At 39.5% G+C, this 15011-nt stretch carries 9 protein-coding genes; 2 read left to right on the plus strand and 7 right to left on the minus strand.

All coding sequences use genetic code 11. The features are described 5' to 3' along the window. Positions 1-48 precede the first annotated feature (48 nt). The 4 genes from ACTJKN_RS20440 to ACTJKN_RS20455 form a co-directional block, all read right to left on the minus strand. On the minus strand, positions 49-1341 hold the full coding sequence (locus tag ACTJKN_RS20440) for a hypothetical protein (RefSeq protein ID WP_440827593.1): 1293 nt from the start codon (positions 1339-1341) through the stop codon (positions 49-51). Between the two features lie 58 nt (positions 1342-1399). Beyond that, the gene (locus ACTJKN_RS20445) at positions 1400-2044 is read right to left on the minus strand and encodes a thiamine phosphate synthase (protein WP_440827594.1); all 645 of its coding nucleotides are present in this window, start codon (positions 2042-2044) and stop codon (positions 1400-1402) included. 247 nt (positions 2045-2291) lie between these two features. Continuing rightward, on the minus strand, positions 2292-4736 hold the full coding sequence (locus ACTJKN_RS20450; RefSeq protein WP_440827595.1) for a TonB-dependent receptor: 2445 nt from the start codon (positions 4734-4736) through the stop codon (positions 2292-2294). 1077 nt (positions 4737-5813) lie between these two features. Beyond that, on the minus strand, positions 5814-6344 hold the full coding sequence (locus ACTJKN_RS20455; RefSeq protein ID WP_440827596.1) for an AAA family ATPase: 531 nt from the start codon (positions 6342-6344) through the stop codon (positions 5814-5816). Positions 6345-6779: 435 nt separating this feature from the next. Between ACTJKN_RS20455 and ACTJKN_RS20460 the strand changes: the two genes are divergently transcribed. Then, on the plus strand, positions 6780-7097 hold the full coding sequence (locus ACTJKN_RS20460) for a carboxypeptidase regulatory-like domain-containing protein (protein ID WP_057930814.1): 318 nt from the start codon (positions 6780-6782) through the stop codon (positions 7095-7097). Positions 7098-7307: 210 nt separating this feature from the next. Beyond that, on the plus strand, positions 7308-10145 hold the full coding sequence (gene carB / locus ACTJKN_RS20465) for a carbamoyl-phosphate synthase large subunit (RefSeq protein ID WP_440827597.1): 2838 nt from the start codon (positions 7308-7310) through the stop codon (positions 10143-10145). Positions 10146-10450: 305 nt separating this feature from the next. Here carB and ACTJKN_RS20470 read toward each other — a convergent pair whose 3' ends face one another. The 3 genes from ACTJKN_RS20470 to ACTJKN_RS20480 form a co-directional block, all read right to left on the minus strand. Then, positions 10451-11758: a M20/M25/M40 family metallo-hydrolase gene (locus tag ACTJKN_RS20470; RefSeq protein WP_440827598.1), complete on the minus strand. Its 1308-nt coding sequence runs from the start codon at positions 11756-11758 to the stop codon at positions 10451-10453. Between the two features lie 19 nt (positions 11759-11777). Next, the gene (locus tag ACTJKN_RS20475) at positions 11778-13610 is read right to left on the minus strand and encodes a M61 family metallopeptidase (RefSeq protein ID WP_440827599.1); all 1833 of its coding nucleotides are present in this window, start codon (positions 13608-13610) and stop codon (positions 11778-11780) included. A 198-nt stretch (positions 13611-13808) separates the two neighbouring features. Then, positions 13809-14936 carry a DUF4407 domain-containing protein gene (locus tag ACTJKN_RS20480; protein ID WP_440827600.1) on the minus strand — a complete coding sequence of 376 codons (1128 nt, stop codon included), beginning with the start codon at positions 14934-14936 and terminating at the stop codon, positions 13809-13811. Positions 14937-15011 lie beyond the last annotated feature (75 nt).

Raw genomic sequence — 15011 nt, forward strand, 5'->3', positions numbered from 1 at the left:
TTTCGCTTTAAGTACCGTATAGGAAGAATCAGCTAGGGGTAAAAATGATTAACGATTGTACGGATATTCACTCACCCAATGGAAACCCCTGTTGATGAGCTTAAAATCTTTAAGATCTTTTCGCTTAAAACTTACCAATATGGAATCTTTCTCTGTTAGGCCCGAAAGAATCAGCCTATCTTGCCCAATAACATTATAGTTTAAAACATATTTAGTGGAGTCTTTACCGGTTGATTTTAGCAACAATTCTTTTTTCTTCTGATCAAAAACAGTAGTAAAATTAGCGGAACTATCGTTCATCTTCTTTATCCTTACATACCCTGAATAATTAATAATCATCTGTTTCCATCGCGTACTATCAGTAGTTAAAGGTGCTAAAGTTTCACCTTTAACTTTCATACTTTCAACATTATAAATACCATACATAAATGGTTTGGGTGCCGCACTACCATAAGTTTTTCGCTGTTCAATTAATGATGATATCAAGAATACCAGCGAAGCAGTAATGTATAGATATTTTGCACCATAAGCCGTAAAGTAAAGCCATCTCTTTTTAAACTTTGGACGATACATTTTTTCAAGCTGCTGGCTTTCATACCTGATAAAGAAGCGATATAATTTCAAGAAATGTGGGGCCAAAATAAAAACACACATCACCACAAGTGCGGTTGAGAGTAGTTTTACAGGAACGTCGAAAAAATAATTCATCGACATTACATGCGCTGTTGCAGCTAAGGATAGAAAGGCACCCACAACAACCGTTCTACGGAACAAAAGCATGATGGCAGAAACTTCTATAATGCCCATAAAGATATTGTAACCTTTAGAAAAGCCAAGGAAGGTCCATGCAAGACCCATTGGCGATGCATTTCCGAAAGGTTGAAGCAACCTCATTAGTGAAGGATCAGGAAACTGGAGTTTGATTACTTTTATAGCGCCGTATAATATCAGGGTAAAGGCTAAATAAAATCTTACCAGTATTACAAGCCAGTAATAAGCAGAATTATAGCTTTTGCGTTTGCGGTCTAAAACTGACCAAATAATGCTACCGATTACCGATACTAAAAATATAAAGAGTAGCAATACCCAATCATAAGAGGTGTCGCCACTGCCATTGGTGTAAATTGTAAAATCGTAATTATAGTGGATAATGTGTTTAGAGAACCAGGGAATAAGATCGTGCAATACCAGGTTTGGTAACTGCAGTACACTTGATAGGAACGTAAAGGCTCCATTGTTATTCAAGATGATGAAAAGAGACAAGAGGAGGAAAAAAAACCTGAAAGAGATTTTTTTATAACTGTTCCAGGGAGCATTGGTTTGAAGAGCGTTTTCAGACATATTAGTTAGGGTTTATCCAAAACTAAATATTATCTGGTGGGCTTCAAATTATAAAATGTTAATTAACAGCGCTTTCTTTAACTAACGTGTAAAAATCTTGATAGGCTTCAATAAAATCATCAGCAAAATTAATGGCTCCAGAAACAGCTATACCATAAATACCGGTTTGCATTAAAGCTTCTACATCGTAGGTTTTTATCCCACCCACAGCCAACACCGGAATATTGATAGACTGAGCCTTCAATTCTTTTATTACCTGTTGATAGCCCTCGATACCTAAAAGCGTATAATTGTTGGGTTTGGTTTCAGTTTCTGCAAATGGACCGTAGCCCGCATAATCGGCTCCTTCTTGGGCAAGTCTGATTAAATTTTCTACTGTATTTGCCGATCCTCCAAGGGTAATATCATTGCCAACCAGTTTGCGAAGGGCGATAAAATCGGCTTCCATATTTTCTATATGAAAACCCTGTATATCGGCCTTTCCATTTAAATGAACATGGTCGGTAACGATTAAGGTGGTACCCCAATCATCACAGATTTCGGCTATCGCGTTAATTTCCTGTAAGAGTTCTTCATCACTCTTGCTCATGCAACGGTATTGAATCCACTTTGCGCCTGCCTCGCAGGCCTGTTGTGCCTGTTCGATATGGCTTAAATAGGGGATATCGTGCGTAATGTAATGAAGCTTCTCTATATATTTCATACTGGGTGAACAGGATTTTTAAGAATGATTTGATTCTAAGGTCAGGAGGGCAATATAAACAAAATCGCCATTGCAAGTATATTCCGCAATGACGATCCTGTTTTAGCTTTAATCTTTTTTCAGTTTCATGTTATATGGCGCACAGACCATCTGAATAGGATCTTGTTTAGTGAGCCAACAATTAATGATTCAGAGTTGACAACTTTTAGGCGATTTGCCTGGAAAGTTGTCAACGCTGAATAACAGATTAAAATTTCACATTCAAGCTTAGCAAAAAGTTAGTTCCCGCTTGTGGGTAAAAGAAATTTTCGGTTACCCTGCTTCCACCTGCCTGGTAGCCATAAGTATAACCATTGCTTTCGTATTTCTTATCGAAAACATTGTTTACCAATAAGCCCAGGTTTACGTTTTTAACACCTGCAAATTTAAAGTCGTAGCCCAAACGTGCATTGCTTGCCCAGTAGCCGTTAATGGTTCTATCGTTGTTCTGCGTGTTATCCAGGTATTGTTTGCTTACATATTTGCCCTGTAAGGCTACAGCAAAACCACTAACAGGTTTGTAAACCAACTCCCCAAAAAGAACAGCATTTGGAGAATAGGAGATATCGGTCAATTTGTAGTTGTTTACTACCTGTCCACCATTATCATAATCATCATAATATTCGGTAAAGTCCTTGATTTTGTTTCTGCTCAATGCGGCATTGGCGTTTAATACAAATTGAGAAGAGATGGTATAAGAACCATCTACCTCAATCCCTAAACGGTAGCTTCTGTCTACATTCTGACGGAAATTTCCGCCCACATCATTTATTTTCCCAGTAACTACCAATTGGTTTTTATAAAACATTCCATAAGCATTTGCACCGACATTAAATTTATCGTTTTTAAAACGGTAACCTAACTCTACGTCATTCAAACGCTCAGGTTTTGGGGAAATACCAACAGCAGCATCTGTATAGTCATCGCGGTTAGGTTCTTTGTTGGCCACACTAAATGAGGCATAAACATTGCTCTGTGGATTGATAAAATAGGTTGCACCAAATTTCGGGTTAAAGAAATTCAAGGTTTCGTTAATAGCCAAAGTGTTTAGTTTGTTTTCCGTTCCGGCAACATCGAAATATACCCGGCGGTACTGTAGGTCGGCAAATAAACTTAACGATTCTACGGGGCTATAATTTACTTTACCATAAACGTTAAAATCGGTTTTAAAACCATCGTTATCATAATAATGCCTGTCTATATTCCCATTTGAAGCATATTGTGCCCAAATTACCTGCCCAAAATGGGCACCTTTATATTCGTTATACGCACCGCCCAAAGTAAAGTTTAAATTCTTTTGAGGCACGTAGTTAAAGGCATAGGTAACACCATAAAAATCGTTATCTAACCACCGTCTACGGATTAAATCCGTTTCGGTAACTGGTGCTCCTCCCGGAATAACAACCGGATTTAATCCATAATTTTTCAGTTCATCCTGTGCCCTGTATTCTTCATAATAACCTTCGCCTTTAGTATAGTGTAAAGCGCCGTTAAAAGAAAACGCATCAGAAAGCTGTCTGGCATAAATTAACTGGTAATGGTTCTGTGTATAGTTATCCGTTTGGTTATTGTACAAGAAACTGTTGTAAGTTCTTCCCGAGTTTAAAAGATTTGCGGCATCTTCTGCTCCTAATCCGTTTCTGGCAATATAGGCATTCATTCCAACCACATCATTTTCCAAACGTGATTGCGGAATACCGTTCCATGATTGATAGGTTTTCTCATTCCCTGAAAAAACATTTACGCGCAGCAGGTCTTTATTGCCGTGGTAAGCACCTGAGAGAAAATATGATTTAAGCAGTGATGAACCACGGTCTACATAACCATCAGAACTGATTCTTGATAAACGGCCATCAAAGCTAAAGCGGTTGTTAATCAAACCTGTTCCAACCTTAACGGTGTTTTTCCAGGTATTGAAACTGCCGTAGGTGCTGTTTACTTCAGCATAAGGCTCCGTTTCGCTGGCAGTTGTCTGGATATTTAAACTCGCACCGAATGCACCTGCACCATTGGTTGAAGTACCTACACCGCGCTGAATCTGTATGTTATCCACAGATGAAGCAAAATCGGGCATGTTTACATAAAACGTACCTTGGCTTTCACTATCGTTTATTGGAATACCGTTAACCGTTACGTTGATCCTGCTATTATCGCTACCACGGATACGGATACCTGTGTAGCCTACGCCGGCACCAGCATCAGAATTAACTACAACTCCCGGTGTGTTCTGAAGGATGAAAGGCAGATCTTGTCCGAAGTTATTCTGTTGCATTTCTTCCTTGCTGATGTTCTTGTATGTAGTAGCCGACTTTTCTGTTGCCCGTGTTGCACGAACAATCACCTCATCTGCCAGGAAATTTTGAGGCGAAAGGCTAAAATCTAGCGTGGTATGCTGTTTAAGTTCTACAGCTTTTTCGATTGTTTTATAGCCTACATAACTTACCACAATCGTGTATTTTCCATTAACGAGGTTAGTGATGCTGTAATTTCCTGAGGCATCACTTACAACTGCGGTTTTTTGGTTTCTTAATTTAACCGTAGCGCCGGGAAGTGGCTGCTGGTTTTGATCTGTTACTTTACCGGTAACAGTAATCTGTGCCGATGCAAAGAAAGGCAACATTGCAACAAGCGCTGCAAAAAGTAAATTTTTCAATTTTATTGTTTTTAGTTAAACCCATCGGAAAAGGGGCATTGCCGATTTTCAGTTAAACTTCCATAACTCCAATCCCTACGCCGGCATTACCCGGATCAGGTGCATTCGAGGTTGATGGCTGGAGGGTTTTAAGGTTGAATGGCATTACCCCTCTACCTTTTTACCTTCTACCTTTCACCTCAAAATGGGTATGATCTCAGCCTGTTTTTGTGTTTATTTAAACAAGGCACCCCTAATGATGGTGCAAATGTAGAAAATATTTAACAATAAGTGTGTTGTTTGATGTATTCTGGGTTAATTGGGCAAAAAAATAACAACTCTATAGTATTATTTAACGAATTTGGTGCAGTTTTAGGTTTAGAAAATGAAGGTTCTGTGTGCTTGGTATCTTCAGTCCCGCTTCTGCTGCAGACGAAACCTGTGAAACAAGCAAGCACACCATAAAAAGCAAAAATAGTGCTTAAATCGGCAGCATCCCGCTTTGATCGGGTTTAAATGGCCAGGCAGGTATAAATTTACTGGATGATCACCAAACGTTCCTACGGGACGACTCCTAGGTAGAAAAAAAATGTTTTATTTTTTCGTTCCGTAGGAACATTTCGTGTTTTAGGCACCACGGTAGCAAACCCTTGTTCAATAAACCCGACAGTAGCGGTTTCGATCCTTCATCGGAATTAGCGAATGGCGGGACTACAGTACCCATGAAATACTACCCTTTCATTTCCTAAAAAAACCATTTTTATTATTAATCGGAAATGAGCGGTTCCGAGCTTTTGGCAATTTCAGCCCCGCTTTTGGTACGAGTTCCGATTAAGGATCGGAAGCTCTTCCCGACAATCGGGTTTATTTTACTTAGGCTGGTGCCTGGAAAACAAACCCTTGTACCTAAACCCGACAGTAGCGAACACGTAGTGCAACGAAGTAAAGCGAATGGCGGGGCTACAGCATCTATGAAACACTGCCGCTCCGTTTCCTAAAAAGAAAAAACACTTTATTATTAATTGGAAATAAGTGGCACTGAGCTTTTGATAACGCCAAAAATAAAGTCGTCAATTTAATCAATTAACGTATGTTTTATCATACAACAAGAAATTCATTTACTGCCTTAATTGCATTTTCTAACCTGTCATCACCCAATCCACCAATTACCTTATAATTCGCATTTAGTGCTTTCAGTTCCTTATGCCAAACCTGCATAAAATATTCGCGCTTATCGGGGAAATCGCGCAGCGGATCATCCTGCCAGGGTAAATCGATGTCCATTAACAGATACAGGTCGTACGGTCGCTTAGGCAGTGCATCCAGCACTACCTGTGGTGTTTCGCCTAATACTTCATCGCTCCAGATCTTTACCGTAATAAAAGTCGTATCACAAATAATAAAATCGCTTTCGGTAGTTACTAAAATAGCATCCTCCAAAGCTACCTGCCCGTAATACATATTCACTTCATCTTGCAGCGTATAATCGGCAACCAGGTTTTCGCAGTAATAGCGGGCATATTCTGGCACCCATGAAACTTTATAATATTTTGCCAGCGATTGAGATATAGTAGATTTTCCCGTACTTTCCGGGCCAACAATAGCGATCTTTTTAATATTTTTATTCACGATATATTTTCTGAATATGGTCAAATGTAAAAGAAAAAGCCTTAAAAGAAAAAATCCGGTTGAGGAGGGCTCCTCTAACCGGATAATAAACCAAACAAACTATTTATGAAGAAATCCTCATGGCGGGTAACTAATCCGCGGAGGAAGCTTTAGATCATTGTCTAAAGTATATACAAAACGCATATATGTTCTGCTTATTACAACATTATTGCCAATATTTTTAATATCACAACTTCGTGACTTAATTCTGACGTGTAGCGCCACTTTTACGAAATTCTTTTAACACTAATTAACATTTACAATAAAACCGTATATTTGATTTTGACAGCCATGTATAATTTATAGTACAATCTGAAAATTAGTGTTCATTATTTAAAACTATTTGTACTAAATGGTGTTATTTATTTAAGACATCAACAACTAAAACGTTATACCATGAAAAAGTTATGTGTTGTATTATCTCTTCTAATTGTATTTGCTTTAGGCTCAATTGCCTTTACTAATATTAAATTGGGTGGAATAATCGGAAAAATTACGCCGGGTGATGCGGCTTCTGCTGTTTCGCTTGTAGCGGCGACAGACACGCTAAAAGCGCAGATTAGTCAAGGTGTTTTTACTTTTACTAACCTCAAAGAAGGCGTTTATACTGTCGTTGTAAAAGCCAACGCACCATACAAAGATGCTGTTATAGAAAAGGTTGCCGTAAAAGATAGCGCCACCACAGATTTAGGCGAAATTAAATTACAGCAATAGTTCATTTCGCAAAAGAAAAATCTAAAAAGAGCACTTAAATAGTGCTCTTTTTTATTTTAAAAAAAACGCCTAAAAATCATGCTAAAGATGTATCTTTGCATCCCGACAGAACAGTTGGGATTTTTCTTCTTACAAGCACAAAATCTCGTTGCTTTCAGGGTTTCAAAAGAACCAACACTTTAGAATTTTAATTATTGTTTAAGCTTTATCATGCCTAAAGACACTTCCATACGCTCAGTACTGATTATCGGATCTGGACCAATTATTATTGGCCAAGCCTGTGAATTTGATTACTCGGGTTCGCAAGCGGCTCTTTCTTTAAAAGAAGAAGGGATTACCGTTTCCATTATCAACTCTAATCCGGCTACAATTATGACGGACAAGGTTATCGGCGACCATGTTTATTTGCGCCCGTTAACTGTTGATTCAATAGAGGTTATTTTACAAGAGCACATCGACTCTGCAGATTTACCTAGAATTGATGCGGTACTTCCTACCATGGGAGGCCAAACAGCATTAAACCTTTGTAAAGAAGCTGAAGAGCGTGGTGTTTGGGAAAAATATGGTGTAAAAGTAGTTGGTGTAGATGTTGCTGCAATCGAAAAAACCGAAAATCGTGAATCTTTCCGCCAGTTAATGGTTGATATCGGTGTAGGTGTTGCAGAATCGAAAATTGCCAACTCATTTTTAGAAGGTAAAGAAGCAGCACAAGAAATCGGTTACCCATTGGTAATCCGTCCATCATACACCCTAGGTGGTTCTGGTGGTGGTTTCGTACACAAAAAAGAAGAGTTCGATGCCGCTTTAAAACGTGGTTTAGAGGCTTCGCCAACACATGAAGTATTAGTAGAGAAAGCTGTTTTAGGCTGGAAAGAATATGAGTTAGAGTTATTAAGAGACAGCAATGATAACGTAATCATTATCTGTTCGATCGAAAACTTCGATCCGATGGGTATCCACACTGGAGATTCGATCACTGTTGCTCCGGCAATGACCTTATCTGATCGTTGTTACCAGGATATGCGTAACCAGGCGATCAAAATGATGCGTGCAATCGGCAACTTCGCCGGCGGCTGTAACGTTCAGTTTTCGGTTAACCCGGCAAACGATGAAATTATCGCCATCGAAATTAACCCACGTGTATCACGCTCATCAGCTTTGGCGAGTAAAGCAACTGGTTATCCAATTGCAAAAATTGCAGCAAAACTGGCAATCGGTTACAACCTGGATGAAATTGAAAACCAGATTACCAAAACCACTTCAGCATATTTCGAACCTACTTTAGATTACGTAATCGTTAAGATACCGCGCTGGAACTTCGATAAATTTAAAGGCGCTAACAAAGAGCTTGGCTTGCAGATGAAATCGGTTGGTGAAGTAATGGCAATTGGCCGTACTTTTATCGAAGCACTACAAAAAGCTTGTCAGAGTTTAGAGATTAACCGCGCAGGCTTAGGTGCAGATGGCAGACAGGTGCGCAATATTGAAGAGATTATGGACGGTTTGGAGCACGCTTCATGGAACCGTTTGTTCTTAATAAAAGATGCCATGGCAATGGGCGTACCTTTGGAGTCTATCCGTAAGGTAACCAAAATTGACAAATGGTTCTTAAACCAGATTCAGGAGCTGGTATTGCTCGAAACTGAACTAAAAAGATATTCGCTAAACAATATCCCTCAAGATTTCTTCGTAACGCTTAAACAAAAAGGCTTCTCTGATATCCAGATCGCCTGGTTGTTAGGCAATGTTACTGAAGATGAAGTTTACGACCGCCGTAAAGCTTTAGGTATAAACAGGGTATATAAAATGGTTGATACCTGCGCCGCGGAGTTCCCGGCCAAAACACCATACTACTACTCTACTTTCGAAGAGGAAAACGAATCTGTTCCATCTGACAAGAAAAAGGTAATTGTATTGGGCTCAGGCCCTAACCGTATCGGTCAGGGTATCGAATTCGATTACTCTTGTGTGCACGGATTATTGGCTGCCAAAGAAACAGGTTTTGAGGCCATCATGATTAACTGTAACCCTGAAACAGTTTCTACAGACTTTAACATGGCCGATAAATTATATTTCGAGCCGGTTTTCTGGGAACATGTTCGCGAAATTATCGAGCTGGAAAAACCAGTGGGCGTTATCGTTCAATTGGGTGGACAAACAGCTTTGAAAATGGCTGAGAAATTAACCGAAAGAGGCATCAAGATTATCGGAACATCTTTCGAGAATATGGATATCGCTGAAGACCGTGGCCGTTTCTCAGACCTGTTGAAAGAATTAGATATTCCTTATCCAAAATATGGTGTTGCAGAGAATGCTGAAGAAGCAATCGTTGTAGCAAACGAAGTAGGTTATCCTGTATTGGTCCGTCCGAGTTATGTACTGGGTGGACAAGGCATGAGCATCGTAATCAACGATGAAGACCTGGAAAAAGCAGTAGTAAAATTATTGGGCGATTTACCGGGCAACCGTGTATTGATCGATCACTTTTTAGACAGGGCAGAAGAGGCAGAATCTGATTCGATCTCTGACGGCGAGGATGTACACATTGTTGGTATGATGGAGCACATCGAGCCTGCAGGTATCCACTCAGGAGATTCATTTGCCGTATTACCTACATTCAGCTTATCAGAAACGGTAACTAAAGCGATGGAAGAATACTCGATCAAAATTGCAAAAGCATTAGATGTACGTGGTTTATTAAACATTCAGTTCGCCATTAAGGATGAGAAAGTTTATGTAATCGAGGCAAACCCAAGGGCATCACGTACGGTTCCTTTCATTGCAAAAGCTTACGATGTTCCATATATTAACATCGCAGCTAAAATTATGTTGGGTGTAGCGAAGCTGAAAGATTTTACGATTGTTCGTAAGCTTGAAGGTTATGCCATTAAAGAGCCGGTTTTCTCTTACGAGAAATTCCCGGAGGTAGCGAAAGAATTAGGTCCTGAAATGAAATCTACAGGTGAGGCCATCCGTTTCATCAAAGATTTGGAAGATCCTTACTTCCGCAAGCTTTACAAAGACAAATCAATGTATTTGAGTAAGTAAGCTACTTAAGAAGTTTCGAAAGGCTCAGCTTAGGAGAACTTCGAAAGTCTGCAAAAAATAAAAATGGCCAGTGATGATTTCACTGGCCATTTTTTGTTTCGTCATCTCGACTGAAGCGCAGCGAAATGGAGAGATCTTTTTACTGGTGGAAAAGATTTCTCCACTTCGGTCGAAATGACGATCTAGATTGAACCTCAGATACTGTCATGTTGAGCTTGTCGAAACACCTTAAAGCGTATTTAACAGATCCTTCGACAGGCTCAGGATGACAAATCTATATGATACAAGCTCCAATTTAACCACTTTTATTGCTTCAACTTCGGAATCCTCGTTGGTGTATCCGTTCCGTTTACAATGGTAATTGCGCTCTTTGCGATCGCTTTGATGGTGGAAAGAATATTTTCTACGTCCAAAGAACTATATTCGTCTTTCACACTATGGTATAATTTATCGATATCAATTTTATCGGTACTAATGGTATGTGCCGGAACGCCCAAAGCAGCTAAAGTTGCGTTATCACTTCTATAGAACAAGTTTTGATCTGGATACGGGTCTGGATGGAAAGTAAATTCGGTCCCAGCTAAATTTTTCTGCAAAATCTTCCCAAAATCAGATCTTTCATAACCGGTAATAAATGCAGTATTCTTGCCAAATTTCGAATCCTTACCAATCATCTCAATATTGAACATGGCTACTACATCATCAGGATTTAGTTTTTCTGAGAAATATTTTGCACCGAAACCACCGATTTCTTCGGCAGTAAAAGCAACAAAGACTAAAGTACGCTCATTGTTTTTCTGCGCTTTGTAATACTTGGCAAGTGCAATCATAGCGGTTGTACCAGAAGCATCATCATCCGCACCATTGGCAATACTATCGCCATCAACACTTTTTAAAAAGCCTAAATGATCATAATGGCCAGAGAAAATTACAATTTCTTTTGCTTTTGATTTACCTGGAATTACCCCTGCAACATTAAATAAAGGCATTTTATCTACCTTACTTTTAAATGTTGCCGAAAAATCTGTTGCGGCATCTTTACCCAAAACAAAAACCTGTACAGCGCTTGTTGTTGCTTTAACGTCTTTCTCATCAACGGTTGCCGGTTTACCGAAATAACTTCTATAGCGGTTAAACAGATCAGCAAATTTATTGTCAACCAGAACAATCTGATTTTTTTGAGCACCCATCATTGTCCTTAGCTGAGGTACAAATGCTTTATCGGGATCTAATTTAACAACAGTGGTGTTCGATTTATCTAGGGTAACACTTTCTGAAGTTACGCCTGAAACGATTAAATTTTCTGCGGCAACTTCTTGTCCATCAATCTTAACACTTGTACTTAGATTGGTAACCTGATATTTGTTAAAGGTTTGGCGGAAAGTTTTCTCACCAGCTAATGGCTGTAAGCCGATCTTTTTAAACTCAGATTCGATAAAAGTAGCCGCTTTATCAATACCAGGCGTAAAGGTTGCACGCCCTTGCATATCATCAGCACTTAAGGTTTTAATCAGGTGATCGGTGTATTCGCGGGTAATGATTTTATCTATGTTTTGCGCCTTAAGCTGCAAACTTGCCATCCCGACAAGCGTAAAAAAGAACATTTTCTTCATATAATAAGTATTAGTTTTGCTATTTAGATTTTACCTGCGATGTTAACCATTTATCTCTAAAAGTTTGCATGGCTGGTGTTAAATCTCCTCCTGTTTTTTCAATGGGAACAATCTCTAAAGCCGGATCTTCTATTAAGGTTAATTGTGCCGTTTTTTGCGCTCCACGGTAAAGATAAGTAACCTTCAGCACATCGCCGGGTTTGTGGGCATCAGTAATGGCCGTAACCGCAGCAACATCTTTTAATACCTCACCATCGATGGTTAGCAATACATTATCAACATCTAAACCTGCTTCATATGCTGGCGTACCCATCAGCGTCTGCCCTACAATCAATTTCCCATCCAGCAGGTTAATCTTGCCAAAGCCCGCAAAAGCTTTACCAGGATTTGCTTTGCGCAAAACAAGACCTGCATTTAAAAGCAGTTTGGCATAATCGTTCTTTTCGGTGCCGTAAATATAATTTTTAAAGAAACCGGCAGCGAAAGCAGGGTCTTTAGTCAGCGTTGCGAGGGTTTTCTCTAAATCAGGTACGGTGTACGCAATTTCTGGCTTGCCGTAGGCTTTCCAAAGCGCACGCATATAATCATCAAGGCTGAGTTTAAATTCGGTTCTTAAGCGAAGATCTAAAGCAAGGGCAGTTGCAGCACCATAGGTATAATACGAGGTAAATATGTTGCCTTTATTGGTCTGATCGATAGCCACACCAGCATCGGCAAACACCGCGTACCTACTGGCCTCAATCGGTGAAAAGTTTTTTGCTCCGGGAGACAGTAAAACAGCATTTACCATGCCGTTAAAAGTTTGTATGGCATTGTCGGCAGTTTTTAAACCCGCCCTTGTTAATAGCAGATTGCCATAATATTGGGTAAAGCCTTCAGCCAGCCAAAGTTCATCACTCATATTGGCATGCTCGAAATTGAAGGGTTCTAAGGTTTTTGGCCTTAAACGTTCTACATTCCAGCTGTGAAAATATTCATGCGAAAAAGTACCCAGGAGGTTTGATTCATAACCCGCAATTTTTGGTGTGCGCTGCACAATCGAAGTAGAGTTTCTATGCTCCATTCCATCGCCTGCATTCTCCGGATATACATCATCCAGAAAATAATAATTACCGTAATCGTAAGTGGGGAATTCGCCCCAAACGGCAAAATGTTCATCAACCATTTTTTTAAGCATTTCAGCATAATTATCGATGGTTTTCTGATCGTCGTTAGCGTGCGTAATTAAATGGATGGTCTGTACTTTACCATCGGTATTTTTAACCTGCCAGCTTGCCGTTTTATAATTGGCAATTTCGGTAGGACTATCCATAAAATATTGGAGATTTGGCGCAAAATAAGTCCCATTGGCCATTGGCTTAAGCTGTGTAGCTACTTTCCAGTCCTGTTTTTCGGCATAATTGAACTTCACCAGTCGCGGCCTGTTATCCATGCCTACCGGAAACGCAAAAGTTGCCGGCATATTCATGTGTGCATGGGTTTCGTCAAAACCAGCATAGGTTCCGTCAATCCAGTTTCCAAAAAGTGTATAGTTTACTTTTACGCTTGAACCATGATTGGGAATTTCATAAACATCGCCCGCTGTTTGTTTAATAACCAGCTGTTTTCCTGATGCATCGAAAGCTTTCAGGTGATATACATTTTTTCCAAACTCATGTGTAGCGTAACGGCCCGGAGATGACCTGCTCATTCTAACCTTTAGCGTTCCCATAGGAACATTTGGGACAACCATGCTGATTTCAGCTTCATGATGGATAGCATTTGGGAAGGAAACCGTATAACTGATCTCATTTTGGGCAAAAGCCTGAAACGATAGTAGACCAAATACCGCAGCACCTAAAAATTTCTTCATAAAATCGGGATTATAAGGGCAATTTAATAAAAATGGAAGATGTTTGAGGTAAAATGTACGATGGATAATAGTTGATGGTCTGATAGTCAATAACTGATAGCCTAATGTTCACAGTTGATTTTTTTCGGTTTAATAGTTTAGGAGTTTAAGCCATGATCTATGAACCATCCGCTCCCAACTTCCTTCTTACATTTTCCCTTAGCCCTCGCTATCCCAATCGTGTTTTTCGAGATCGCGGTAAGCTTTTCCTTTTATAATTTCCTTCTTTTTAGATGATTCGGAATCGACCCTAGTTTCATGAATATTATCGGCTACTTCAAAATGGAAATCCTTGTCTTTTTTAGAATGATAAATCGAAACTTCATCTCCATCCGCTATAGCATAATCATAAGGCCCTCTTGCACTCATCAGTTTTACAAACACCGGCAAACATTCAAAAAAGATAAACAGCAGCCCGATAAAAGTAACCGCAATTGCCGTATTGTTATCCCGTGTGCCATCTACATTAAATTTAAGTTGCCCTAATGCCCAGTTGCGGTCGGCAAAACCAGCAATATCCGATAAACTGTCTAACTGTTTTTTAGTGTACAGCTTTTCGGTAAACAGCCCATCAAATTCTTTTCGTTTATCTACAAAACCTTCCGATGTATTGATGGCAGCTTTTAACGAATCTAATTCTGCCGTGCGTTGTGCAATTTCGGCTTCCTTGCGCTTGGCATAGGGTCCGTAGCCCATTACCCCAGATGTTTCGGTGGTTTTGTTTCCAAAAATTTCGAAATTAAGCTTTTGTCTATCCGTTTTAATTCCTTTTTCAAGTGAATCTCTGGTAGCTTTCTGTTGATTTAATCTGCCAAATTCTACCTGATATTTTTTCTCAAAAGCTTTGTTCAGGGTATCGATTTTAGAACGCTGGCCGTTTAAATAACTTACTTTTAGGCGTTCTTTAATTTCCTTATCAAAAATTTTAAGCTCTATTGGCCTCGAAATTACCATACCAATCATAATGGCCAACAGAATACGTGGTGTTGCCTGTAACAACTGTTTATTGGTGCTGGCGCTTTTGTTAATGCTCGATACGATATAGCGGTCCATATTAAAGATGGCCGCTCCCCATAAAAAGCCGAAAACAATGGCAAAAATTACCGCCAGATCATCCCCCTTAAACACAAAATACATAGCATAGCCTCCAGAAAGAGCAGCAAATAAGCCTGTAAAAAAGATGGTGGCACCAATGCCAGTATATTTATTTTGTTCTGAAGGATACTTTTCCAGTGTCGGGATATGAGCGCCAGAGCAAAACCAAAAGAAACGGTTCAGTTTGTCCATTTGTAACTATTTATAATTAAACGCCTAAGGGTTAAAGTTGTTACAGCTTCACACAAAATTTTATGGCTTTTTTTG

The organism is Pedobacter sp. 22163 (assembly GCF_052045595.1).
Classification (GTDB): domain Bacteria; phylum Bacteroidota; class Bacteroidia; order Sphingobacteriales; family Sphingobacteriaceae; genus Pedobacter.

Excerpts from the sequence above, each read along its gene's own strand:
- ACTJKN_RS20440 (WP_440827593.1), bottom strand. The coding sequence starts at position 1,341 with ATGTCTGAAAACGCTCTTCAAACCAATGCTCCCTGGAACAGTTATAAA.
- ACTJKN_RS20445 (WP_440827594.1), bottom strand. The coding sequence starts at position 2,044 with ATGAAATATATAGAGAAGCTTCATTACATTACGCACGATATCCCCTAT.
- ACTJKN_RS20460 (WP_057930814.1), top strand. The coding sequence starts at position 6,780 with ATGAAAAAGTTATGTGTTGTATTATCTCTTCTAATTGTATTTGCTTTA.
- carB (WP_440827597.1), top strand. The coding sequence starts at position 7,308 with ATGCCTAAAGACACTTCCATACGCTCAGTACTGATTATCGGATCTGGA.
- ACTJKN_RS20470 (WP_440827598.1), bottom strand. The coding sequence starts at position 11,758 with ATGAAGAAAATGTTCTTTTTTACGCTTGTCGGGATGGCAAGTTTGCAG.
- ACTJKN_RS20475 (WP_440827599.1), bottom strand. The coding sequence starts at position 13,610 with ATGAAGAAATTTTTAGGTGCTGCGGTATTTGGTCTACTATCGTTTCAG.
- ACTJKN_RS20480 (WP_440827600.1), bottom strand. The coding sequence starts at position 14,936 with ATGGACAAACTGAACCGTTTCTTTTGGTTTTGCTCTGGCGCTCATATC.